Origin of the sequence: Kitasatospora sp. NPDC056076 (assembly GCF_042266305.1) — a bacterium.
Taxonomy (GTDB): Bacteria; Actinomycetota; Actinomycetes; order Streptomycetales; family Streptomycetaceae; genus Kitasatospora.
In genome coordinates this window covers 53,207-73,914 of sequence record NZ_JBHJWG010000019.1, presented here as the reverse complement: position 1 = coordinate 73,914, position 20,708 = coordinate 53,207, and the positions used below count along the sequence as shown (strand labels likewise).

The following is a 20,708-nucleotide window of genomic DNA, read 5'->3' as shown; positions in this document are numbered from 1 at the left end:
GCGAAACGGACAGTGCCGGCCGAACAGGGCGCTGTGCCGGGTGGCGTTGCCCGCTTAGAGTGAGCCGCGTGGACATGCGGAGGTGCGTGGCGGAGCTGGTCGAGGAAGCCGGGCAACAGGATCGGGAGAAGGTGTGGGAGCTGAGTGCGGGCGATCTCGCGCTCGCCTGTGAGGTCGAGACCGGCCTGCGTGCTGCGGTCGGCCCGCCGGAGATCCAAGCGGCTCTGCCACAGATCGACAGGCTCGAACGTTTGAGGGAATCGCTCGCTGTCCTGGCTATCGCCATCGCTCGTACTCACGGCCGCCTGGTCTGGTTCCTCTCCGGCGTGGCCCGCGCGCTCGAACCGGTGCTGCGCTGACGTGTCCTGCGTGCTAAGGATGGACGGACTTTGGCACAGTGGTTGCGAGCCCGCAGGAGTACACGGAAGCCGAGGACGCTGTCCGTCTGGTCCAGGATGTCCTCGCCCGACTCAACAGCCGTCCGCGGTGACGCCCCCGGTTCGGTAGGCGACATGGCCTGAGCCCGGCTCGCGCCTGGTCGCAGGGCAGGCCGACCAGCTCCCTCCCGACTTCACGGCCCGGCGGGTCCCGTTGACGTCCACGCGGACGGCCGGTCAGTCCTCCCGAGGGTCCGGCGGTTGCTCATCAGCATCGCGCTCGGGGGCAGGGCCGCTGCCGCCGGGCTCGGCCTGCCGGGCGTGCTCGATGTGTTCGGTGTTCTTCTCGTCGACCTCATCCTTGAGGTGCGCCAAGTTCTCGGACGTGCGGTGCGCTGGCTCGCGGTCAGATGCGGACACCATGGGGGCCTCCCTCGGCCGGGCAGCTAACGACTGCCTAGATGAATGGGCGTTTAGCCAGGCCAGGCCCCCCTCTGTGGCCGAGAAGCCTGCACTGCCATGTGAACACGGCAGTAGCGAAGCCCTGACCCGATAAAGCTGGGTGGCAGCCCGAGCGATTCGTGAAGGATCTTGGCCATCGCGGCCTCCGTCCCGTCACTGCCGTGGGCGACGGCTGCTGTACGTCTGTCCGGGAAAGGCAAAGCCAACCGTTTCGGCGCGGGCACTCGCCCGGAAAGCTAGGCGGCTGTACAACGAGGTGGAGCAGCACAACATCCACGGCCGCTCGAACATGAACAAGCAGGAACTCGTCGGAGTCCTCCGCCTCTGGCCGCGCTCGTACGGCTTAAGGAAGCCGTAGGCGCCCGCGCCACGAGCGCGCGCCACCCGCTCGGGAATCCGCTCCGAGACCCGGGCCCGCTCACCCGCGGCGAGCGGGACTCACGGACGCCGCGCTCGATACCGCGCGGTCGTTGGACCCGGACGAGCCACTCACCACCGACCAAGGCCGCCCCCGATATCCGGTCTGGTGCTTCTGTTCAGTCCGAGCTCGTGGTCGTCGGTCGGGCAGTCGACCGGCAACGGGTGGCCCCGCACTCTGGCGGACCCGCCCCTGGCCGCTGGCGGAAGGCGCACACAGCATGACCGGTAATCGATCCGCCGCCGCGCTCGGCGAAGCCCGTTCTCAGGTGTGACCCGGGCCGCTGCGGGAAGGCGCCGAGGTATGGCCAGGGAAGTGACCGAAACGGAACGCAAGTACGAGGGAACCGCTCTACCGGCGGGCCTGGAAGACCTGCCCGGCGTGAGGGTCAGCAGAGAAGCCGAGCAGCAGGATCTCGACGCCCTCTACTACGACACCCCGGACCTGCGCCTGCTGCAGCGGGGGATCACGCTTCGCCGCCGGACCGGCGGCACCGACGTCGGCTGGCACACCAAGCTCCCACTCGGCGCCGACTCGCGCCAGGAACTGTGCATTCCACTCGGTGGCAGTGGCCCGCAGCAGGTGCCCGCGGAGTTCGCCGTCCGGCTCGCGGCGTTCACTCGGGGGGCCGCGCTGAGCCCGGTGGCCCGTCTGCACACTCATCGCAGGCGGGTGCAGCTCCTCGACGGCGAGGAACGGATCCTGGCAGAGGTCACCGAGGATCGGGTGGCGGCCCAGGCCTTCGACCCAGCGGCAGTCACTTCCACCGGGGTGAGGGGCAGCGCGCTCCCGGCCGCTGCCGAGGTGGCAACCAGTACCACGGTGCAGGCCAGCGGGTGGACCGAGTTCGAGGTCGAGCTGAAGCACGGTACCCCGGTGCTGCTGGAGCACACCGATGCCCACTTCAACGCCGCCGGCCTCACTCACTCCCCGTGGCCCTCCAAGCTCGCCCACGCCTTCGGCTTCAGCCGCGCCGCCCCGCCCGGGGTCGGCGCGGCCGGGCGTTCCGGTGGCGCGCGGTCGGCGGGCGAGGCCGTCATGCACGGCATCCGGACCCAGGCGGACAGGCTTCTGGCGCTGGACGGGGCGGTGCGCCGCGGTGAGGAGGACTCCGTGCACCAGATGCGGATCACCGCGCGCCGGCTGAGGAGCCTGCTGAAAGCCCACCGGCGGCTGTTCGACACCGGCCGCTCGGCACCGCTGGCCGATGAGCTTCGCTGGCTCGCGCGGCTGCTGGGCGAGGCCCGCGACCAGGAGGTCCTCGCCGACAAGCTCGTGGACGCCCTGGACGCCGTGCCCGCGCCCATGCGCGAGGGCGCGCTGCGGGGCCGGATCACCGAGCACTACGCCCGCACCTACAAGGCCGCCTGGCAACGCGCGGTCGCCGAACTCGACGGAGCCCGCTACTTCACCCTGCTCGACGACTTGGAAGCCTTCGCCGCCCGCCCACCGCTGCGCAGCCGGGCCCGCCGCGAGGCTGGCGACTACCTGAGCCGCGCTCTGCGGCGCCAGCAGCGCCGCACCCTTCACCGGCTCGACAAGGCACTGGACACCGCACCGGGCCCCGCACGGGACAAGGCCCTGCACCGCGCCCGTAAGGCCGCCAAACGCGCCCGCTACACCGCCGAGGGTGCACAGCACGCCGTCGGCCACAACACTGGCAAGCGCCTGGCCAGGTACGCGAATCGGATGAAGAAGCTGCACAAGGTGCTCGGCGACCAGCACGACAGCGTGGTCGTCCGTCAGGAGCTGCTGGGCATGAGTGGGCAGGCGGACGCGCAGCACCGTCACGTGTTCGCTTACGGCGTGCTCCATGAGGTACAGCGGCGCACTGGTGAGGACGCCCTGGAACGCCTGTCCCGGCTGCGTCGGCGCGCCGGTGGCCGCAAGCTCACCCGGATACCCTGAGGCCGAGGGCCTTGCCGACGAGCAGCCACCGTGAGCGATCGCCACGGTGATTCGCCCACCGGTCGCCGGCAGCGAAGCACGCCGGAACCGTGGTGGCTCACCCCTGGCAGTGGTGGCGGTCTCGTCGGTGTACGCGTCAACGCAATGAGCGTTCCCCAGATCGTCGATGCGCTCCCGGACCTGGCGCGCGGCCTGGCCGTACCAGGACCAGCCGCGCCACCAGCTGCCGCAGGAGCAGCACGGGGACGGTGGTGACTCACAGCATGCTGGAGAACGGGGTTATCACCGCGATGAGCTGGCCTTCCTTGCGCTCCAACTCGGCGAGCGACCCGCACGCCAGGTGGCCGTGGGTCAGCCCTCGGTCACCGCGCTCAGCGGGGAGGCCAGCGATTCGAGGCTGCGGCGCTCCGCCTTGACGCCGATCGCCGCCTCCACCACGCCGGCGACGGTCATCAGGGCGGCGCCGATGCAGAACGCGAGGGTGGTGTCGGACGGCCTGCCACTGCTGACCAGCCCGTTGAAGAGCAGCGGGCCGCTGATCCCGCCGACCGCCGTACCGACCGCGTAGAAGAACGCGATGCACATCGCCCTGGTCTCCAGCGGGAAGATCTCGCTCACCGTCAGGTACGCCGCACTGGCTCCCGCGGAGGCCAGGAACAGGACGGCCGTCCAGCAGGCCGTCATGGTCATCGCGCTGAGCGCTCCCCGCTGGTACAGGGCGGCGGTGCCGAACAGCAGCAGGCCGGAGCCGATGTACGTACCCGCGATCATGGGCCGTCGGCCGACCGAGTCGAAGAGGTAACCGAGCAGCAGCGGGCCGAGGAAGTTGCCGATCGCGATCACGGCGAAGTAGTAGCCGGTGTGTCCCTCCGGCACGCCGAAGCTCTGGATGAGGATCACGGCGTAGCCGAAGGTGATCGCGTTGTAGAGGAACGCCTGACCGATGAAGAGCGAGAGGCCGAGCGTTGTGCGGCGCGGGTAACGGAAGACCACGGTGCGGGCGACGGTGCCGAAGCCGATCGGGGCGCGTTCGCGGATGAGGATCGGCTCGCCCTCGACCGGTGGAAGGGCGCCGGTCTGCTGCTCGGCCACCCGTTCGGCCTCCTCGACCACCTGGTCCGCCTCGGCGGCACGACCGTGGGTGAACAGCCAGCGCGGGCTCTCCGGGACGTGCCGGCGCACCAGCAGGATCACCAGCCCCAGGACGACGCCCAGCCCGAAGGCGAGCCGCCAGCCCAGATCCGTGGCGAAGAGGGAGGTGTTCAGCAGGGCGATCGACGCGAAGGCGCCCAGGGTCGCGCCGAGCCAGAAGCTGCCGTTGATGATGAGGTCGATCCGGCCCCGTACCCGGGCGGGGATCAGTTCGTCGATCGCGGAGTTGATCGCCGCGTACTCGCCGCCGATGCCGAACCCGGTGAAGAACCGGCAGAGGAAGAAGAACCAGGCCGTCCAGGAGAAGGCCGTCAGGGCGGTCCCCGCGAGGTAGACGGCCAGCGTGATCATGAAGAGCTTCTTGCGGCCGAGGCGGTCGGTCAGCCACCCGAAGAACAGGGCGCCGCTGCACGCTCCGGCGACGTACACCGCGGCGGCGACCGTGGTCACCTGGGCCGTCGAGATGGAGATGCCGCTGCCGCTCTGCGCGAGCCGGGCCGCCATGTTGCCGACGATCGTCACCTCCAGGCCGTCCAGGATCCAGACGGTCCCGAGGCCGATGACGATCCGCCAGTGCCAGCGCGTCCACGGCAGACGGTCGAGCCTCGCGGGGACGTCCGTTCTCACCGTTGCAGCGTCGGACTTCGCCAGATCCGTCATGAGACGCCTCCGTGTGTTCGGCAGCACGCACAGCCATCCGTCGACTGTGCAGGGGTCTCCCCTGGTGGGACGGTGTCGGTTGTCCTTCTTCTCAGGGCCGGAGAGACGGTCTCTCGCCTGCCCCGATATCGGGGGAGGAAACAGCGGCACATCCTGGGGGCGTCGGTGTGCACGATGCGCCGGGAGGTTTCGGGAGCGGGGTGCGCAGCGTGCTGCGGCCTTGCTGCCAGTCGAGCAGGTAGGCCCAGAACCGACCCTCGACGGCGATGCCGAAGGCGCTGTTCAGGGCCAAGCGCTGGGTCATCCCTGAAGCCGATCGCCCCGAGGCCGTTTGCATCCAGCGGCCGTTCAGTCTTGGCGGCGATCCGGCTCATGGCTTCGTTCCCCCCAGCCCGAACCAGCTGTCCGTCCCTGCGGACCAGCCCGTTGTCAGCCGGTCCGGGGAGCGGTTGGTCTGCCAGACGAACAGGTCCTTCGGGCCCGGCCGGCCCCGGTTCACCCGGTCTTCGGCCGGGCCGCGCACCCCGACCCGGCTGTCACTGTTGCAGGCGCCGCCTGCCAGCGAAACCGCCCTGTCCGGTGAGCACAACTCCGCCGCGTTACCTCAGGACGCTCCACGGACGAGGGGACTTCCACGCTGGTAGCCGCTCACAAGGCCCGCCTGGCCTTCAACTCATGGCTGCCGGACCCGGGCGCCGAGTACAGCTCGGGCCGGTCCAGCGGGGCCGGAGGTCAGCGTGCTGTCCTCGACAGCACCGGCGGCCGCCGCACCACCGTCGGAGAGCGCGGACACGGCCTCATCCGGTGCCAATGGTCCGTCGCCGGGCAGTGAGAACACCTCGTCGCTCGCCCTGCCCGCCCACCACCGCCAGGCGAGCACGCCGGCCAGCCCGAGCAACCCGACGGAGGCGAACCTGACCACCCGCAGGCGACGTGCCCGGCGCCGCTGCGCGGTGGTGGGTCCGATGTGCGGCGCCAACCGGTGGTATCCGCTGCGGAGATGGTCCACGGTGCGGTCGGCGGCGGTCTCCAGCCCGTCCGCCACCGCCACCGCCTTGGGCGCCAGGGTGTGCACGGCCCGCCGTCCGGCCTGCTCGGCGCGTGCCGCGTCAGCGCCCAGTGCCTTCCTCGTCCTCGCCACGGTCTCCTGGACCGAGTGCCTGCGGTTCACGGGACATCCCTCCACTGGTGAGTGACCGTCACAGGCCGCCTACGCAGCCCGTGCTCCACCCGTCGGCTGCCCCGCCCGCGAGTCTTCACACCACCTGCGGAGGGACCAGTCCGGGGCTCGCCGCCTCTTCAGCGCCCAGCCCGGGGCGGGCCGGGCGCAGACCAGACGATTCGCTGGACGGCGGCGGCGGAGATCCACGTCTCGCCGCCGTCGGCCGTGGGGCGGATCCTCACCCAGCGGCCGGGGACACGCACCTCGCCAACGAGGGCATTGCTTCTTGCCCATGGCTCTCAACCATCGGCGCTCTGCGCTCGTTGCGCCATCACGGCGGGCCGTTCGCGCTGGTGGCGCCTGCTCAACCGGGCCAGGTGCCGGTCAGGCGGCGGGTGCCGGCTGCGCCACTGCGGTCGACCACCGCCTTGACGAGGGCGAACACCGCCCCCTGAAGTGCCGCTGCGGTCAGCACTTCGGTCCAGCTACGGTCCGGGTCGGTGGCGGTCGGCGCGTTGTCCTGATGGCCGAGGAGCGCCCAAAGGCGTTTGAAGACGGCCCCGGCGGCGACCCCGCCAAGGGCGCCGACCAGCAACCCGAAGGGCTTGTAGAGGATCCTGATCATGGGATGTCTCCCGGTCGGGTGTCGTTCGTACGGGCAGTTCTCGTCTGCCCGCCGGACGGTGCGCAAACCGCCGGAGCAACACCGCATGGGGCCCGGTTCAGACGGCGAGAAGATCGCTGAGATCGTCGGCGTGCTCCTCCTCCTCTTCGAGGATGGACTCGATGAGGCGGCGGGTGGTGGGGTCGTGGTCACCGAGCCAGTGCGCGATCTCCTGGTAGGTGGAGATCACGATGCGCTCCGCCAGCAGGTTGTTCTCCAGCATCTCCTTCAGCTCGGTGCCAGAGGGGGTGGTGTAGTCGGTGTGAGCCCGCTGGGCGAGGGTGGCGGGGTCGAAGTCCGGTTCACCGCCGAGCTGGGCGATGCGCCCGGCTGCGCGCAGGGCGTGCTGCATCTCCTCGGCGGCATGCTGGGTGAACTCCGCGGCGACCTGCGAACGGTCGATGCCAGTGGCGGAAACGGCGTGCCGCGTGTACCGCAGCCAGCACACGATCTCGGTGGCGACCACATCGTTGAGGACCCCGATCACCTTCGCCGTGTCGAGGCCATAGGTGGCGGTCACCGCTCCGTCCGCCATCTTCTGGCGGGCCTCCTCGCGGATGCGGGTCACGTCGATCACGAAGTCGTCGGCAGTCATGCTGGGCTCCTAACACGAGAGGGGAAGATGCGGGCGGGCGCCCCGCGGTGAGATCGGGTGGTCAGCCGGCGTCGGGCAGGCACACCTGGAGGGTGCCGTCGGCGTCGGTACGGGTGGTGAAGCACGGCTGGGGTGCGGTGGCGGGGCCGCCTACGTTCCAGCCGTCGGCGAGGCGGAACACGCTGCCGTGCCAGGGGCAGGTGACGCAGCCGTCCGCGACCTCGCCCTGGGAGAGCGGACCGGAGGCGTGGCTGCACCGGTCGGCCAAGACCCGGAAGACTCCGTCCGCCTCACGGACCACCAGCACGGAGACCTCGCCGACCGTGCGGCGCACCCCCTTCCCGATCGGGAAGTCCTCGGCAGGGCCGAGGGCGTGCCAGCCGGGCTCGACGAGGTGCGGGACGGGCTCGGTCTTGTTCGCGCCGGCGCCCTGGCGGTAGGCGAGGTGGCCGCCGAGCGCGGCCCCGCCGCCGAGCACGGCCAGCCCGGCAAAGCCCAGGCCCCGGCCGAGCGGGGCCCTGCCGCGCGCGCGGGCTGCCCACGACGCCCCGTACAGCGCTACCGCGGCCGCCATCGAGGCAGCGTGCACGATACCGGTGCGCATCTGCTGCTCGTGCTGCTCGGCCCAGTCGACCCAGCCCGTCAGCGCGGCCGGCGCCGCCGTGACCACGCCTGCCGCGACGAGCAGGCGCGCGGCCCGCTCGCAGCCGGACACCTGGTCCAGCACCGCGCTGGACAGCCACGCACCGACCGGCACCTGCACCAGCACAGGGTGCAGGGGGTGGCCGATCGGGCAGCCGTGCAGAACGCCGCGCAGCCGCCCGAGCGGTGCGCCTTGCACCAGGCGTTGCAACGGTTCGATGATCGGGTCGAGCTGCCCGGCTCCGGCCAGGGCGTCGAGCGCCTTCAGCGCCCGGGTCCCGATCCCGGTACCGGGGCGGTCGGCTGTAGCGGTGCTGGTTCCCATGATGGCCACGCTGCCAGTGCCTTTCGTCGAATGCGGGGTAGAGCTGCGCCGACCGGCGTAACCGGACAGTGGAGCAGCGTCGGTGGTTCAGCCGGCCAGGGCGTCGAGGCCGCGCAGGTAGTCGCCGAATCCGCCCCGGGCGCGCGGGTTGCGCCGCGCGGAGGTGGCCACCGGGCTGTGGAGGGTGCGGCCGACCCGGTAGCCGGCTGCTTCGAGGGCGGTGACCAGGGCCCGGTCCTCGCCGACGGAGAGCGGCTGGAAGCCGCTGACCGCGCGGTAGGCGTCGCCTCGCACCCCGAGGTTCGCTCCGTGGATGTGCGGGTGCCAGGTGGCATTGAGGTCCTCGTGCCAGTAGCGGCGGCCGAATGCGGCCGGGGTCCGCTGCGGGTGGTCGGTCCAGTCGGTGACGCGGACGGTGCCTGCTACGGCGTGCCAGCCGGAGACCGCGAACGCGAGCTGACGCACGATCCAGTCGGGCGGGACCTGGGAGTCCGCGTCTGTGTGGGCCAGCCACGCCCGGTCTGGGGTGAGACCGGGCACGATCTGCGAGGCCGTCAGCAGGGCGTGGGAGCTGCCCACCGCCCGGGCCGCGCCCACGTTGCGGCCGTCCACCTCCACCACCTGGGCGCCGTGGCGGCGGGCGATCCAGGCGGTCGAGTCGGTGCAGCTGTCCGCGACCACGGTCACCAGGACCGGCAGGTCGGGCACCCCCGGGTGCCGGATCGCCCGGTCGAGCGCCTCCAGGCAGCCGGGGAGCAGCTCCTCCTCGTTGCGGGCGGGGACGACCACGGTCAGGGCGCCGATCATCGCAGTCCCTCCAGGGCTGCCACCGACAACCGGTGCGGTGGCAGGGAAGCGTCGGAGCGCACGAACACGTCGAGGAGGAAGTCCGGCTCGTCGTGTCCGGCGATCCGGACCAGGCCCGGGTGCGCGCGGGCCTGGCGGTGGACGGCGTCACCGGACTGCGCGTGCTCGGCCACGGCGGGGCGCCAGTGGACGAGCAGCAGCGTCCCTGCCGGCTCCAGCGATTCGACCGCGAGATCCAGGAGCCGGGCGCTGTCGTCGGCGGCGAAGTAGTACAGCAGCTCGGACAGGACGACAAGGTCGAAGCGCCCTTCGGGCCAGTCCCCGGGCAGGAGGCGGTGCTGGAGCGTGACGTTCGCCAGGCCCGCGAGGCGCTTGCGGGCTTGCGCGAGGGCGGGCTCCTCCCGGTCGCAGGCCAGCAGGGTCTGGCAGCGTTCGGCGAGTTGGGCCGACAGGACACCGACCGAGCAGCCCGGTTCGAAAGCGCTGCAGTACTGCTGTTGGGGGAGGGCGGCGAGGGTGAGGGCGTACTTGCGGTGCTCGTACCAGCGGTGGGCCAGCTGCCACGGGTCGGGCTGGTGGGCGTACATGCGGGTGAAGTAGTCGCCCGGCGTGCCCGCGGCTACGCCGGCGGTGCGGGGTGTGGATGCGGTCACTGCCAGATCACCTCGAAGTCGCGCTGGAAGTGGGCGAGTTCCTCCGGTGGCAGGATCACCTCGTCGCCGGGCCGGTCGCCCAGTGGCTCCACCTGGCTGCGGAAGCAGCCGAGGGCGGCCTGCTTACGGTTCCTGACGTCGGGTGTCAGTAGTATTCGGGCGGCGCGGTGCCAGGGAAGGGCGGGGTCGGCGGGCCGGGCCCAGTGCCAGGCCCACACCGGGTACTCCCACACCGGCACACCGCTGGCCGCCGCAGCGGCGAAGGCTGCCCGGCCCGCGGCCTCGTGGTCCGGGTGCAGATCGCGGCTGTACGGGGCGACGCACAGGTGGCACCCCTCCAGGAGGCGGGTGAGGCGGTCCGTCAGGTCCTGCTCGTGCCGGGCGACACCGCTGTCCGGCAGGTGCAGGGCGATCCGGTGCACCCGGGCGCGCAGCCGCGACAGTGCGTGGTGCAGCTCCTGCCTCCGGAGCGCCGCCAGGTCGCGGGCGAGCGGAGAGCGGCTGTCGGGGTGGGAGCCTTCGCCGTCGGTCACCGAGACCAGGACCGGCCTGATGCCCGCGTCCGCGAGGAGCGCGAGCGCCCCGCCGAACCCGAGGACCTCGTCGTCCGGGTGCGCTGCCACGACCACGACCCGTGCCGCGCGGCCCGGCCCGACGGGAAGCCGGCTGAGCGGGTCGAGGACTGGCAGGTCCGCAAGAGGGAGCCAGGACCGCCAGGCACCCTCGGGGGTGCCGGGGGCTTGGATCGCGTTGGCGGGCTGCTGCTGGGTCGCAGCAACTGGGGGTGTCGGCCGGGCCGTCATGCGTCCTCCCAGGAGAGCCGGGTGGCGGAGGCGGCCGTGCCGAGGGCGGCGAGGTCGCGTTCGCCGTGGTGCTGGCGGACGTAGACGGTCAGGTCCGCCACCGCCCGGGCGTGCACGGCGTCGTGGCCCAGCGGGGTGGCACCGAGCGCCCGGCCGACCCGCCGCAGCACGTCCGACACGGCGTCCTCCACCGCCGCGCGCACGCGCATCGTGCGCAGCCGGGCGGTGCCGGAGCTGTCCGACGGGTCGGCGTCGACGGCGTGGGCGGCCGCATCCAGCAGCACCTCGACCGTGGCCAGGCGGCAGTCGACGGCTCCCAGGTGCGCCAAGGCGTGCGGGTCCAGGTCCCATGCGCGAGAGGCCGCGAGCAGCGTCCGCGCGACGGCGCGGGCGCCGCCGTACCAGCACGCCGCCACCCCGATGCCGCCGTGGTGGAAGCCGGGCCGCTCGATGTAGGCGCCCGGCTCGCCGATCGCCACCGCCTCCACGCCGTCGAAGTCGACGTCCAGCGTGTCGCTGCCCGCCATCCCCGGAGCGGGCCAGCTGCCCGGACGCGGGACGAGACCGGGCTGCGTGACGTCCACGGCGAACAGCCGCCGTTGCTGCCCCTCACGCGCGGTCACCAGCGCGTGCGTGCACGCCCGCGCCCCTGAACAGAACGGCTTCACCCCAGACAGCAGCCACCCGGCACCCGCCGGGCGCGCCTCCAGCACGTACCCGGGCGGCTCGGCTGCCCACACACCCCACAGCGCGCCTGTGCCCGACCCGGGCACGGCACCGCCCGTGCGCCCGCAGAGCTCGGCCAGGATCGCCACCGCATCCGCGTGGCCCTCGGCCAGCCGGGCCACTGACAGGTCCCGCTGCGCCCAGCGGGTGAACGCTTGCCACCGGGCGCGGGTTCGGCCGCTGCCGGGCAGCGGCACGTCCAGTTCGCCGCTGCCGGCCATCCGCCGCAGCTCCCCGGCGACCCACCGACTGTGATCCTCGGTGTCTGCATCAGCCGACGGCTTGTTGGCCGCCGCTGCGTCCCTCATCGCAGACCCCGCAGACCAGAGGGTGGCCGGCCTGGAGACTGGCGGTCCTGCGAAGGTATTGGCCCGGTCACTCACCCTGTGCTCCTTCGTGTCGTGAGAAGAGCGGCAGATGCCTCGTTCGACTCTGCAACGCGGGCCCGCAGCACGCCTGTGGACGACACAGATACCGCAGCCCAGGCGCCAGGAGTTGCATCAGTCCGCTGGGGCCGCCCGGCCCCAGCGTCGCTGAGCACCGCCATGCATGAGCTTGCGCGGTTTACCAGCGGTACCAGCGGCCGCGGCTGCCTGAACTGCCAGTGCCCCGCGCGACGAACCCGAGCAGCCACAGCACGAGTACGAACACCGCCACCCACCACAGGGCTTTCAGTGCGAAACCGGCACCGAACAGGAGCAGAACGAGCAGCAGCACCAGCAGAAGAGGGAGCATCGTCAACCTCCGTAGATCGAGTTGGTCGTCCTGTACGCGGACTCGTCTGCCCCGCGGCATCTTCCTTACGCGCACGTACCTGCGGCGATCACATACGCCCGCCGGATCCGGTACCCCGAAGAGGCCGAAGGCACTGGCCGGAGGTCGGTCTGGCAGGACAGGCGACTTCCGACTCAGAGCCGGGAGAGTTTTGCCTGCGCGCCCCGCCCTCGCAGGCGCCCTTCCTCTCCCCCGTCTCCGCCGTCGAAGCACTCGGCCTGACGAGGGCGGAGCGGGGCGGTAGCGGCGATGCATGCTTTGCGCTGACCAGGGCACAAGCTCGCCAGGAGGCTGATGACAATGGTCGCTCTGCTGCTTGTTCTGCTGCTAGCCGTAGTCCTCTTCGGTGCCGGGTTCGCGATCCATATCCTCTGGTGGGTGGCGATCGCTGTACTGGTGCTGTGGCTACTGGGCTTCCTGTTCCGCGGTGCCGGGGCCGGCGGTTCGCGCGGCCGATGGTATCGATGGTGAGCTGACGTGGCCGTCACTCGCTGCTGAGACCTGACTCCTACCCGAGCCCCGGGGCGCCCGGTCAGCGCTGCAGCCAAAGCGCCGTCTGAGGGGCTCGCGAAGGAGGAGAGATCATGCGCTTGCGGATCTTCCACCGCCGCTCTGAGCCGAGCGTGTCCCGCACCCGCACCGGCGCGGCATGGGTCGGCATCGCCCTGTTCTCCGTGGTTCTCCTGTTGCTGTTGATCTTCATCCTCGAAAACGGCCACCAGGTCGACGTCACCTACTTCGGCTTCCACGGCCACGTCCCGCTGGGCATAGCGCTGCTCCTCGCCGCCGTCTTCGGCGTTCTCCTCATAGCGATCCCAGGCACAGCGCGCATTCTTCAACTACGACGCGCTGCCACGTTCTCCTCGCTGGAAGAGGGTTCCACCACCGCGGCTCCGAGAGAACCGACGGACGAGACCAGCGAGATCGATAGCGGCAAGGCAGGGCCGCCCAGCCTTCCCTGAGCGACCGGGCGGAACCCGATCACGTCGAAGCCTTCGTCCGACATTCCTGCTGGTGACGATCAACTCTTCCGCCCGGCAACGCCAGCCGCCGCAGTGGGCCGAACGGGTGGCCCCGGCGCCCGGCCGTCGTGCCTTATCCACATCCCAGCAGCGCACAGGCGCAGGATCGGAAGCCACAATCCCACCGCTGGTGAAGGAGTTGCCCGTCATGCTGGAGCGCACTCGGCGCAAGAACGCCACCGAGGTCACCTTTGTCCTGCCCGCCGACCGCCCCATGGGAGAGGTCAGCGTGGTCGGGGACTTCAACAGCTGGGAGCCCGGCACTCATCCACTCACCGTTCGTAAGGATGGGATGCGGGCGGTGACTGTGGCGATGCCGACCGACCAGCGCATCGCTTTCCGCTATCTCGCCCACGGCGACTACTGGTTCGACGACCAGGAGGCGGACGGCCACGACGGGATCAACGGCTACCTGCACACCTAACCGAGCCTGCACACACTGACAAAGAGAGAGGAAAGCTCATGACCGACATCTGGGGCTACAGCGCCTCCTCGCAGTACACGCCTGGCACCGATCTGAACGGCTACAAGGTCGAGGCCACCGACGGCACCGTCGGCAAGGTCGACGACGCCACCGATGAGGTCGGCGCCGCCTACATCGTGGTCAACTGCAAGCCGTGGCTGATCGGCAAGCACGTCATGCTGCCCGCCGGCACCATCAGCCGTGTCGACCATGACAACGAGACAATCCACGTCAACCGCACGAAGGAGCAGATCAAGGACTCCCCCGAATACGACCCCGACATCCACAAGAACGACCCCGGCTACCGCGAGACCCTCGGCGGCTACTACGGGAACACGCCTCGATAGAACCGGCCGTGCCAGCAGGAGCCGCGGCGCGGCTCCTGCCCCACGTCGCGACGAGCCCTGCTCGCGACTGCTCTCCCCCGCGCCGGCCGTGCGGGAGCCCCTCCAGCGAGCATTACGGCGTAGGTGGTTCCCGACCTCCAGCAGGACCGGCCGCCGCAAGGAGAAGAACGCACTCGCCACCCTGCCGGATGGTCTCGAAGGTGCCCTCAGCGGCTGCTCGGACGCTACCCTCCGCCTGGCCCGAGAACGCCCGGCGAACTGACCGCCGAGGGATTGCTAGTGCGTGCGGACCAATCGGGCGCTTTCCGCGTGCAGATCAGCGAGCCGCACGTCGCCCAAACCCCTGGCAATGAAGGGTCACCCCACCGGCGGAGGTGGGCAGAAGCAGCGCTTGCCCGCCGAGCCGCTGCCCTGAGGTGCCCCAGCGCTCGGGAGCGGAAGAGCTTTCCGCCTACGACTGCACCCCACCTCTGCCCGGGCTGGTTCAACACGTTCGAGCGGGCTGATCCACCGGCCCCGCCACCTTTTCGGTTGACCAACACCCGCCGGACAAACCCTTCGCTACGCCGGGCGCAGCAGGCTGGCAGCACAGCGAGCGACCGGCCGCAGCGCGCGGCACGATGAAATTGCCGGACCTTATCGTTACCGGCCCTGGTCGCCGCACTTCGCGTGTTCGGCGCACCCGTGACCGGCTTGCCCGGGAGGAGTCGAAGTGTCGCCCCAGCATCTGGCCGAACCCTTGCACGTCTACCTGAATGATCACCTGACCGGTGCCTTCGGGGGCGCCGCGCTGGCCGACCGCATGGCCCGTACCCACCCCCAGAGCCGTCGCGCGGACGACCTGCGGCGCCTGGCCCGCGACATCGAGCAGGACCGTGACGCTCTGGTGAGGATCATGACCGGGCTCGGCGTGCCCGTGCGGCGCTACCGGACCTGGCTCGGTCTCGCCGGTGAACGCCTCGGCCGGCTCAAGTCCAACGGCACCGTCGTGCGCCGCTCTCCGCTCAGCGATCTGATCGAGCTGGAGACACTGCGCACCGGTGTCGAGGGCAAGGCCGCACTGTGGCGGGCGCTGCGCGCCATCTCCGACACCGATGAGCGCCTGGACCGCGTGGAGCTGGACCGGCTTGCCGAGCGCGCCGCCGAGCAGGCCCGCACGTTGAACGGCTGGCATCACGCGGTCAGCGCTGCCGTGCTCGCGCCGCCACCCGCTCCGGCCAACACCGCTCCTAGCCTGTGAGCTCGGTGCCGGGGTGGACGACGGAGGCCAGGGCCGGGTGGTGCGTGAGCTCCACGCGGCGCTTCACGCGGCCGGGAGCACGGTGGCGGTGGCGGTGGCGGAGTCCCTGACCGGGACGGTGAGCGTGTGGTACTCCTCCAGGAACAGCTGCCCCGAGGTGTAGAAGCCGACAGCGCCCGGCCAGGACGGACCGGCAGCGCTCGGCGACGGTATCCACGGCCGTGTCCCAGTCGGTGTCGACCAGCCGCCCGTCCTGGCGGATCTGCGGCGCGGCGAGCCGGTCGGACGAGCCGGTTGCCTGCCAGCCGAACAGGTCCTTGATGTCGAGGCGGCCGTGGTTGACGCGGTCGCCGGCCCGGCCGCGGACTCCGATGATCCGGCCGTCGCGGACCGCGATGTCCATGGCGTCGCCGTTGGAGTGCAGCATTGACGCGGAGGGCACCCACCGCTGCACGTCGCTCTCGCTCAGGCCGTCGGCCAGTTGCACGTCGACGCGGGCGGGCCACGGGGGGCCGGGGGCGTACGGAGTCCTGGTGCCCCAGAGGTCGGTGGTCCGGTCTAGGACCACGGCTCCTTCCGTCTCCCCCGCTGGGTACGACGGACCTTCTCTACTCGGCGGCGCTGGGGACCTTCAGCGGGTCACGGGTGGCAGTCCTCTTGGCTTCCCCGAGCTGCTCCCCGAGTTCCACCAACCGGTTGCGCCCCATGGCCTTGCGGACCTCGGGGAACCAGTCTTTCTCCTCCTCCTCGACGTGGTGGCGCACGTTCTCCATCAGCACCGTCATCTTGGCGTCGAACCGCTCGTCCTTAGGGTCCATACCGGCGAGCTCGGACAGCATCCACACCACCACGTGGTGCTCCTCGACGCTCTCCAGCACATGGTCGGTGGTGTCCGGGGCGGCCTCGCGGGCCGCGGGGTAGAACACCGTCTCCTCGATCACCGCGTGCACGGTGAGTTCCTCGATCACCTGGTCGGCAATCCGTCGCTTCTCCGCGTACGCGCCGTCGCCGGCCTTCTCGAAGGCCTTGAAAAGCTTCTCCACCGTCTTGTGGTCGTCCTTGAGCAGAACGATCGCGTCCATCACAACCTCCATCCGTCGAACGGCTGAGCAGGCAAGGCCAGCAGGCAGCGCCCACCCGTTCAAGGCGCCTGGGTGTCGGCCGCGGGCGGCTCGGGTGCCTCGTCGTCTCCGTCGGCCTTGGCCCGGACGTCCTTCGGAGTGGGCGCCGGGGTGCGGCCCTCCTTCCCTGCCCGCTCCCGCAGCGCACTGTCGCTCGGGGCGTAGTCGTCCTCGGGGGCGTCGCCGCTCGTGCTCATCGCATCGTCCTTTCTGGCTTCTCGTCGTTCTGGGTCGTTCAGTGGACGCCGGGCGAATGCGGCCATCGGCCGTATGCCGGTCGCGTTGGGTCAGGGCCCCGTCAGTGGCCGAGGGCGTCGGCGAGTTCCTTCTTGTTCATCTTCGAGCGGCCGTGGATGTTGCGCTGCTTGGCCTCGTTGTAGAGCTGCTCCTTCGTCGGCCCCTGGGAGCCGGAGTGCGAACGCTGGCCACCGCGCCGCGAGGACGAGGTGTCGTGGATGGAGGAGCGGCTGGAGGTCTTCGACTCGCCGTGGCGGGCTCTCTCCTTGTTCACCGTGCGGGCCGCGATCTCCTTGGCCCGCTTCTCGCTCTTGCCGCTCTCCAGCTCGCTGTCCCTGATGTGTTCGTACTGGCGTTCACGCTTCTTGCTCGAACCGGCAGGCATGACTCCTCCTTCAGGTGCGACGACTCGTCTACCCCGAACGTAAAGGCCGATTCGCGGACACGCCCGGGGCTCGCGGAGCACCCGCCCTCCGATCGGGTGAGGTGCCTCCACCGCCGCACACGCCAGGCGCTTGTTCGGGGAACGACTGCCAGGTGGCCGGGAGCGGTCCGGCCCGAACGGACTCACCGAGAGGCAGGCATGTCATGGGACACGGCGGAAACGCGATCAACGAACTGATGACCGACCACCGGGAGGTGGAGGAGATGTTCGCCCGGATCCAGGCGATGACCGCAGGCGGCCAACAGCTGCGCGATGCGGTCGACGAGGTCACCATCGAGCTGGTGCGGCACTCCGTCGCCGAGGAGCAGTACCTCTACCCGGCGGTGCGCGAGCACATCCGGGGCGGTGACCGGCTCGCGGACAAGGAGATCGCCGACCACGGCCGGGTCGAGGAGATCCTCAAGCAGCTGGAGCAGATGGACACCGACGACGCGCAGATGAGCCCCGTGCTGCAGCGGCTCATGGACGAGGTCGCCGCCCACGTCCAGGACGAGGAGAACAACCTCTTCCCGATGCTGACCATGGCCTGTACCCCGGAACAGCTGGACGACCTCGGGGACAAGATCCGCCGGGCCAAGTCCATGGCGCCGACCCGCCCGCACCCGAACGCGCCCGACAGCCCGATGGCCAGCAAGCTGCTCGCCCCCGGTGTCGGCCTGGTCGACCGGGCCCGCGACTTCGTCACCGGCCGCGGCAAGTCCTGACACACGACGCCGGGCGCTGGGGCCGATCGGGCAGCGCTGCCCGGCCCCAGCGCCCGATCGGGCAGGCGTGATGCGGGTCATGCCAGCGTCGGCGGGTAGCTGCCTACACTGATCGGCCACGAAGCGGGGCAGCGCGGCTCCGCACCTAACGGCTCGCACCACCGGCCCCCGGACTCAGGCGAGCACCTCCCCGAGGGATAGATCGCCGTGCCCGACCTCGCACCCGTCATAGCCGCCTCCACCCGCTGGCTGTTGAACGCCTACCCGCCCCCGGCGGGCGCGTTCAGCCGCGCCCTCGCCGAGACCCAGGCCCGGCAGGCCACCGCCCTCGCCGCCGCACTGCGCTACCCCACCGCCATCGACGTCCAGCTCCTGGACCTGCTCGGCCCCGGCGGCGCCGACCGACTCGACTGGCTCACCGGCAGCAACCCGGCTCCGGACGACGACAGCGCCTGGCGGACCTGGGTGGACGAGACCGTCGTCAGCTGGGCCGCCTGTCTGCTCGCCGACCCCGCCCTCGCCCAGCGCGCCAACCAGGTACTCGCCGCAAACGAGCACCACGCCGATACCGGCGCCCTGCGACGCCTCACCAACCCCGGCACCCGCGACACCGAGGCCGCCGCCCTGCTGCGCCACCCCGACCTCCTCGAACCCGTCGCCGCCCTGCACCGGGGCCAGCTCGCGGAGCGCTTGAACGTGGAGGGCGCCTCGCTGGCGTGACCCCACCGACCGGGGAGAGCCCCCGACGCCGCGGCCCGCCGGCGAGCCCGAGCTGTCCGCCAGCCGGGTGAGCTCATCGCCCGGGCCCGCGATGCACGCAGTTCCATCATCCCCGGACGGGCAGACTCGACGCGCGTGGCCGGCCCCGCCGGTTCCACGCGTCTACCGACGAGGAGGACAGCGGTGGTGAAGAGCGCCCAGGACGCCCCGCAGAACCCGGCCCAGCAGTACCCGCGCCCGCCGCTGCCCGAACAGAGCCAGCCGCATCCCGGCAGTGGTGAGCTGATGCGGCCCCAGCCGGACCACGGCGAGACCTTCTACCTGGGCTCGGGCCGCCTGACGGGCAAGGTCGCGCTGATCACCGGCGGAGACTCGGGGATCGGGCGGGCCGTCGCTGTCGCGTTCGCCCGCGAAGGCGCGGATGTCGCGTTCTGCCACCTTCCTGAAGAACAGGCCGACGCCGACATCACCACCGGCCTGATCGAACAGGCCGAACGGCGGGCCCTGGCCGTCGCGGGAGACCTGCAGGACGAGGAGTTCTGCACCAGCCTGCCCGCGCGGTGCGCCGACCGGCTCGGCGGCCTGGACATCCTCGTCAACAACGCGGCCTACCAGATGTCACAGCCCAGCGGCCTCACCGCGATCAGTACCGGTCAGTTCGACCGGGTGATGCGCACCAACCTGTACGGCATGTTCTGGCTCACCAAGGCCGCCCTGCCTCTCCTGCGCCCGGGGGCGGTGGTGATCAACACCGCCTCGGTGCAGGCGTACAAGCCCAGCCCGCACCTGCTGGACTACGCGATGACGAAGGCGGCGATCGTCGCGTTCACCCAGGGCCTGGCCCAGCAGCTCGCCCAGGAGGGGATCAGGGTCAACGCGGTGGCCCCCGGGCCGGTGTGGACGCCGCTGATCCCCGCGACCATGGACGAGGAGAAGGTCGCGCACTTCGGCGAGCAGTCACCGATCGGCCGCCCTGCCCAGCCCGTCGAGATGGCGCCCGCCTACGTGTTCCTCGCCTCCCCCGAGGCCTCCTACATCACCGGCGAGATCGTCAACGCCACCGGCGGCACCCCTCTGCCGTAACGGACCGGGCGTTCGGCCGCGTAACGACCGGCCCGGCGGCGGCACAGGGCATCATCGCGGGGACGTGAAACCGCTCGCGTCGCCGGTCTCGCCCGTCTTCGCCTGGCGTGCCGTGGTGCGGCGCAGCACGACGTGGGGCAGGACGAGCCAGGTAGTGGTGAACCAGAGCAGGACGGCGGCGCTCAGAGCCCACGCTGCGGCCGGGTTACCGGTGGCGGCGCGTAGGAGGAGGAGCAGGGCGGCGGCGATGGTCAGGGCCAGGGTGATGAGCCCGGTGGCGATGAGGTGCCCGGCGATGTGGATGAGTTCGGCTTTCATGCCGTGGCCGGCGAGGAGGCGGTGGAAGGCGACGGGGGCGATGAGGGCGCCGGTGGCGACGGCGCCGAGGATGACGGTTGCGGTGTAGAGGTTCTTGTCGAAGTCGGGCAGGGCGGCGAAGCGCGGGGTGAAGGCGACGCCGATCAGGAACCCGAAGAGGATCTGCGCGCCGGTCTGGCACACGCGGACCTCCTGAAGCATGTCGCTCCAGAGACGGTCGGCCCGTTCCTGGGGTGTCTCGTCACGGCCCGGTGCGCCGTCGTTCTCCGTCAACGGGTCCTCCCCCGGCTACAGGCGGTTCTTGCCGCAGCTGGTCTTGGCGGCGGCTTCTCCAGCGGGGCCGGCTGTTCGAAGTCGGTGCAGACACGGGCCGGGACCTCGTTCCGGGGCCGATGGCGGTGTCAGGGCCGGTCGTCGTGGTGGCCGCAGAGCCAGGCCAGCGCCTGGTAGGCGCCCAGGGCGGACACGGCATCCGTCCCGGCGTCCAGAGCGTGGCGCAGGCGGACCTCGGCGGCCTGGCATTCGGCCAGCAGCTGGGCCCGGCACGGCCCGACGGCCCCGACCGCCGCCGCAGCGGTGACCGGCGCCGACACCTGCGCCCCAGCGGCCCACCGGTAGGCGCCCAGGACTGCGTGCTCGAACCCGGTCCAGGGCTGCGGGCGGCAGTTGGCGGACTCGATGGCGCCGAACACCTCGTCCAGCGAGCGGACCCCCACCGCCGGGATCGTCGTCTCTTCACTGGTCATGCCCGCAACCTACGACGATTCGGCGTGACCCGCCGCCGGGCGAGACAACGGCCGCTGGACCAATAGAGCCCCGCCCAGGCAATCGGGTGAACCGCCGCGCCGGGCTGCCCCGGGCCAGGGAAGCGAGGCCGTTT

26 protein-coding genes and 1 pseudogene are annotated in these 20,708 nt (G+C 71.1%); 10 read left to right on the top strand and 17 right to left on the bottom strand.

Translation table 11 applies throughout. The features are described from left to right. Positions 1-86 precede the first annotated feature (86 nt). The gene (locus ACFC1T_RS18095; RefSeq protein WP_375889656.1) at positions 87-359 is read left to right on the top strand and encodes a hypothetical protein; all 273 of its coding nucleotides are present in this window, start codon (positions 87-89) and stop codon (positions 357-359) included. A gap of 255 nt (positions 360-614) precedes the next feature. On the opposite strand, the gene ACFC1T_RS18090 is transcribed toward ACFC1T_RS18095, so the two are convergent. Further along, positions 615-800 (bottom strand): hypothetical protein, encoded by a 186-nt coding sequence (locus ACFC1T_RS18090; RefSeq protein ID WP_375889653.1) that lies wholly within the window; start codon positions 798-800, stop codon positions 615-617. Between the two features lie 772 nt (positions 801-1,572). On the opposite strand from ACFC1T_RS18090, the gene ACFC1T_RS18085 reads away from it, so the two are divergent. Next, positions 1,573-3,165, top strand: coding sequence for a CHAD domain-containing protein (locus tag ACFC1T_RS18085; protein ID WP_375889651.1), 1,593 nt, complete (start codon positions 1,573-1,575; stop codon positions 3,163-3,165). Between the two features lie 351 nt (positions 3,166-3,516). Here ACFC1T_RS18085 and ACFC1T_RS18080 read toward each other — a convergent pair whose 3' ends face one another. The 10 genes from ACFC1T_RS18080 to ACFC1T_RS18035 form a co-directional block, all read right to left on the bottom strand. Beyond that, positions 3,517-4,977 carry an MFS transporter gene (locus tag ACFC1T_RS18080; protein WP_375889648.1) on the bottom strand — a complete coding sequence of 487 codons (1,461 nt, stop codon included), beginning with the start codon at positions 4,975-4,977 and terminating at the stop codon, positions 3,517-3,519. A gap of 673 nt (positions 4,978-5,650) precedes the next feature. Beyond that, positions 5,651-6,148 (bottom strand): hypothetical protein, encoded by a 498-nt coding sequence (locus ACFC1T_RS18075; protein ID WP_375889645.1) that lies wholly within the window; start codon positions 6,146-6,148, stop codon positions 5,651-5,653. Between the two features lie 355 nt (positions 6,149-6,503). Then, positions 6,504-6,764: a DUF4235 domain-containing protein gene (locus tag ACFC1T_RS18070; protein WP_375889643.1), complete on the bottom strand. Its 261-nt coding sequence runs from the start codon at positions 6,762-6,764 to the stop codon at positions 6,504-6,506. 97 nt (positions 6,765-6,861) lie between these two features. Continuing rightward, the gene (locus ACFC1T_RS18065) at positions 6,862-7,398 is read right to left on the bottom strand and encodes a bacterioferritin (RefSeq protein ID WP_375889641.1); all 537 of its coding nucleotides are present in this window, start codon (positions 7,396-7,398) and stop codon (positions 6,862-6,864) included. Between the two features lie 61 nt (positions 7,399-7,459). Next, positions 7,460-8,365: a Rieske 2Fe-2S domain-containing protein gene (locus ACFC1T_RS18060; RefSeq protein WP_375889638.1), complete on the bottom strand. Its 906-nt coding sequence runs from the start codon at positions 8,363-8,365 to the stop codon at positions 7,460-7,462. 87 nt (positions 8,366-8,452) lie between these two features. Then, positions 8,453-9,172, bottom strand: a complete 720-nt coding sequence (locus tag ACFC1T_RS18055) for a glycosyltransferase (protein WP_375889636.1) — start codon at positions 9,170-9,172, stop codon at positions 8,453-8,455. After that, positions 9,169-9,825, bottom strand: a complete 657-nt coding sequence (locus ACFC1T_RS18050) for an SAM-dependent methyltransferase (protein WP_375889633.1) — start codon at positions 9,823-9,825, stop codon at positions 9,169-9,171. Before ACFC1T_RS18050 ends, ACFC1T_RS18055 begins: the two co-directional genes overlap by 4 nt. Then, positions 9,822-10,448 carry a PIG-L deacetylase family protein gene (locus ACFC1T_RS18045; RefSeq protein WP_375889630.1) on the bottom strand — a complete coding sequence of 209 codons (627 nt, stop codon included), beginning with the start codon at positions 10,446-10,448 and terminating at the stop codon, positions 9,822-9,824. Before ACFC1T_RS18045 ends, ACFC1T_RS18050 begins: the two co-directional genes overlap by 4 nt. Positions 10,449-10,624: 176 nt before the next feature. After that, entirely contained in the window at positions 10,625-11,575 is a 951-nt protein-coding gene (locus tag ACFC1T_RS18040; RefSeq protein ID WP_375889628.1) for an acyl-CoA dehydrogenase, read from the bottom strand. Positions 11,576-11,918: 343 nt separating this feature from the next. Next, complete coding sequence (locus ACFC1T_RS18035) at positions 11,919-12,089, bottom strand: hydrophobic protein (protein WP_375889626.1); 171 nt, start codon at positions 12,087-12,089, stop codon at positions 11,919-11,921. A 339-nt stretch (positions 12,090-12,428) separates the two neighbouring features. Between ACFC1T_RS18035 and ACFC1T_RS18030 the strand changes: the two genes are divergently transcribed. The 5 genes from ACFC1T_RS18030 to ACFC1T_RS18010 all read left to right on the top strand — a co-directional run bounded on the left by ACFC1T_RS18030 (position 12,429) and on the right by ACFC1T_RS18010 (position 15,200). After that, the gene (locus ACFC1T_RS18030) at positions 12,429-12,599 is read left to right on the top strand and encodes a hydrophobic protein (protein ID WP_375889623.1); all 171 of its coding nucleotides are present in this window, start codon (positions 12,429-12,431) and stop codon (positions 12,597-12,599) included. A 113-nt stretch (positions 12,600-12,712) separates the two neighbouring features. Then, on the top strand, positions 12,713-13,090 hold the full coding sequence (locus ACFC1T_RS18025; RefSeq protein ID WP_375889621.1) for a lipopolysaccharide assembly LapA domain-containing protein: 378 nt from the start codon (positions 12,713-12,715) through the stop codon (positions 13,088-13,090). A 52-nt stretch (positions 13,091-13,142) separates the two neighbouring features. Continuing rightward, positions 13,143-13,574 (top strand): isoamylase early set domain-containing protein, encoded by a 432-nt coding sequence (locus ACFC1T_RS18020; protein WP_375889618.1) that lies wholly within the window; start codon positions 13,143-13,145, stop codon positions 13,572-13,574. A 38-nt stretch (positions 13,575-13,612) separates the two neighbouring features. Then, entirely contained in the window at positions 13,613-13,960 is a 348-nt protein-coding gene (locus ACFC1T_RS18015) for a PRC-barrel domain containing protein (RefSeq protein WP_375889615.1), read from the top strand. 712 nt (positions 13,961-14,672) lie between these two features. Further along, entirely contained in the window at positions 14,673-15,200 is a 528-nt protein-coding gene (locus ACFC1T_RS18010; RefSeq protein ID WP_375889612.1) for a hypothetical protein, read from the top strand. 105 nt (positions 15,201-15,305) lie between these two features. Here the strand turns inward: ACFC1T_RS18010 and ACFC1T_RS18005 are convergent. The 4 genes and pseudogenes from ACFC1T_RS18005 to ACFC1T_RS17990 form a co-directional block, all read right to left on the bottom strand. Beyond that, positions 15,306-15,768: pseudogene (locus tag ACFC1T_RS18005) on the bottom strand (nitrate reductase); the annotation flags it as partial. Between the two features lie 40 nt (positions 15,769-15,808). Next, positions 15,809-16,282, bottom strand: a complete 474-nt coding sequence (locus tag ACFC1T_RS18000) for a hemerythrin domain-containing protein (protein WP_375889610.1) — start codon at positions 16,280-16,282, stop codon at positions 15,809-15,811. Positions 16,283-16,341: 59 nt separating this feature from the next. Then, positions 16,342-16,518, bottom strand: coding sequence for a hypothetical protein (locus tag ACFC1T_RS17995; RefSeq protein WP_375889608.1), 177 nt, complete (start codon positions 16,516-16,518; stop codon positions 16,342-16,344). A gap of 101 nt (positions 16,519-16,619) precedes the next feature. Continuing rightward, on the bottom strand, positions 16,620-16,943 hold the full coding sequence (locus ACFC1T_RS17990) for a plasmid stabilization protein (protein ID WP_375889606.1): 324 nt from the start codon (positions 16,941-16,943) through the stop codon (positions 16,620-16,622). Between the two features lie 203 nt (positions 16,944-17,146). Between ACFC1T_RS17990 and ACFC1T_RS17985 the strand changes: the two genes are divergently transcribed. The 3 genes from ACFC1T_RS17985 (at position 17,147) to ACFC1T_RS17975 (ending at position 19,510) form a co-directional block, all read left to right on the top strand. Further along, a complete protein-coding gene (locus tag ACFC1T_RS17985; protein WP_375889603.1) occupies positions 17,147-17,707 on the top strand; it encodes a hemerythrin domain-containing protein in 561 nt (186 codons plus the stop codon). A gap of 207 nt (positions 17,708-17,914) precedes the next feature. After that, positions 17,915-18,427: a hypothetical protein gene (locus tag ACFC1T_RS17980; protein WP_375889600.1), complete on the top strand. Its 513-nt coding sequence runs from the start codon at positions 17,915-17,917 to the stop codon at positions 18,425-18,427. Between the two features lie 186 nt (positions 18,428-18,613). Then, positions 18,614-19,510: an SDR family oxidoreductase gene (locus tag ACFC1T_RS17975; protein ID WP_375889824.1), complete on the top strand. Its 897-nt coding sequence runs from the start codon at positions 18,614-18,616 to the stop codon at positions 19,508-19,510. A gap of 51 nt (positions 19,511-19,561) precedes the next feature. Here the strand turns inward: ACFC1T_RS17975 and ACFC1T_RS17970 are convergent, their stop codons facing one another. Continuing rightward, positions 19,562-20,011: a DUF6328 family protein gene (locus ACFC1T_RS17970; protein WP_375889597.1), complete on the bottom strand. Its 450-nt coding sequence runs from the start codon at positions 20,009-20,011 to the stop codon at positions 19,562-19,564. 218 nt (positions 20,012-20,229) lie between these two features. Continuing rightward, a complete protein-coding gene (locus ACFC1T_RS17965; RefSeq protein WP_375889594.1) occupies positions 20,230-20,574 on the bottom strand; it encodes a hypothetical protein in 345 nt (114 codons plus the stop codon). Between the last annotated feature and the right edge of the window lie 134 nt (positions 20,575-20,708).

What these genes read in the sequence shown, in the direction of transcription:
- ACFC1T_RS18030 (WP_375889623.1), top strand. Translation starts at nt 12,429, where the DNA reads ATGGTCGCTCTGCTGCTTGTTCTGCTGCTAGCCGTAGTCCTCTTCGGT.
- ACFC1T_RS18000 (WP_375889610.1), bottom strand. Translation starts at nt 16,282, where the DNA reads ATGGACGCGATCGTTCTGCTCAAGGACGACCACAAGACGGTGGAGAAG.
- ACFC1T_RS17985 (WP_375889603.1), top strand. Translation starts at nt 17,147, where the DNA reads ATGGGACACGGCGGAAACGCGATCAACGAACTGATGACCGACCACCGG.
- ACFC1T_RS18035 (WP_375889626.1), bottom strand. Translation starts at nt 12,089, where the DNA reads ATGCTCCCTCTTCTGCTGGTGCTGCTGCTCGTTCTGCTCCTGTTCGGT.
- ACFC1T_RS18090 (WP_375889653.1), bottom strand. Translation starts at nt 800, where the DNA reads ATGGTGTCCGCATCTGACCGCGAGCCAGCGCACCGCACGTCCGAGAAC.
- ACFC1T_RS17995 (WP_375889608.1), bottom strand. Translation starts at nt 16,518, where the DNA reads ATGAGCACGAGCGGCGACGCCCCCGAGGACGACTACGCCCCGAGCGAC.
- ACFC1T_RS18015 (WP_375889615.1), top strand. Translation starts at nt 13,613, where the DNA reads ATGACCGACATCTGGGGCTACAGCGCCTCCTCGCAGTACACGCCTGGC.
- ACFC1T_RS17965 (WP_375889594.1), bottom strand. Translation starts at nt 20,574, where the DNA reads ATGACCAGTGAAGAGACGACGATCCCGGCGGTGGGGGTCCGCTCGCTG.
- ACFC1T_RS17990 (WP_375889606.1), bottom strand. Translation starts at nt 16,943, where the DNA reads ATGCCTGCCGGTTCGAGCAAGAAGCGTGAACGCCAGTACGAACACATC.
- ACFC1T_RS18070 (WP_375889643.1), bottom strand. Translation starts at nt 6,764, where the DNA reads ATGATCAGGATCCTCTACAAGCCCTTCGGGTTGCTGGTCGGCGCCCTT.
- ACFC1T_RS18080 (WP_375889648.1), bottom strand. Translation starts at nt 4,977, where the DNA reads ATGACGGATCTGGCGAAGTCCGACGCTGCAACGGTGAGAACGGACGTC.
- ACFC1T_RS18055 (WP_375889636.1), bottom strand. Translation starts at nt 9,172, where the DNA reads ATGATCGGCGCCCTGACCGTGGTCGTCCCCGCCCGCAACGAGGAGGAG.
- ACFC1T_RS18065 (WP_375889641.1), bottom strand. Translation starts at nt 7,398, where the DNA reads ATGACTGCCGACGACTTCGTGATCGACGTGACCCGCATCCGCGAGGAG.
- ACFC1T_RS18060 (WP_375889638.1), bottom strand. Translation starts at nt 8,365, where the DNA reads ATGGGAACCAGCACCGCTACAGCCGACCGCCCCGGTACCGGGATCGGG.
- ACFC1T_RS18025 (WP_375889621.1), top strand. Translation starts at nt 12,713, where the DNA reads ATGCGCTTGCGGATCTTCCACCGCCGCTCTGAGCCGAGCGTGTCCCGC.
- ACFC1T_RS18040 (WP_375889628.1), bottom strand. Translation starts at nt 11,575, where the DNA reads ATGGCCGGCAGCGGCGAACTGGACGTGCCGCTGCCCGGCAGCGGCCGA.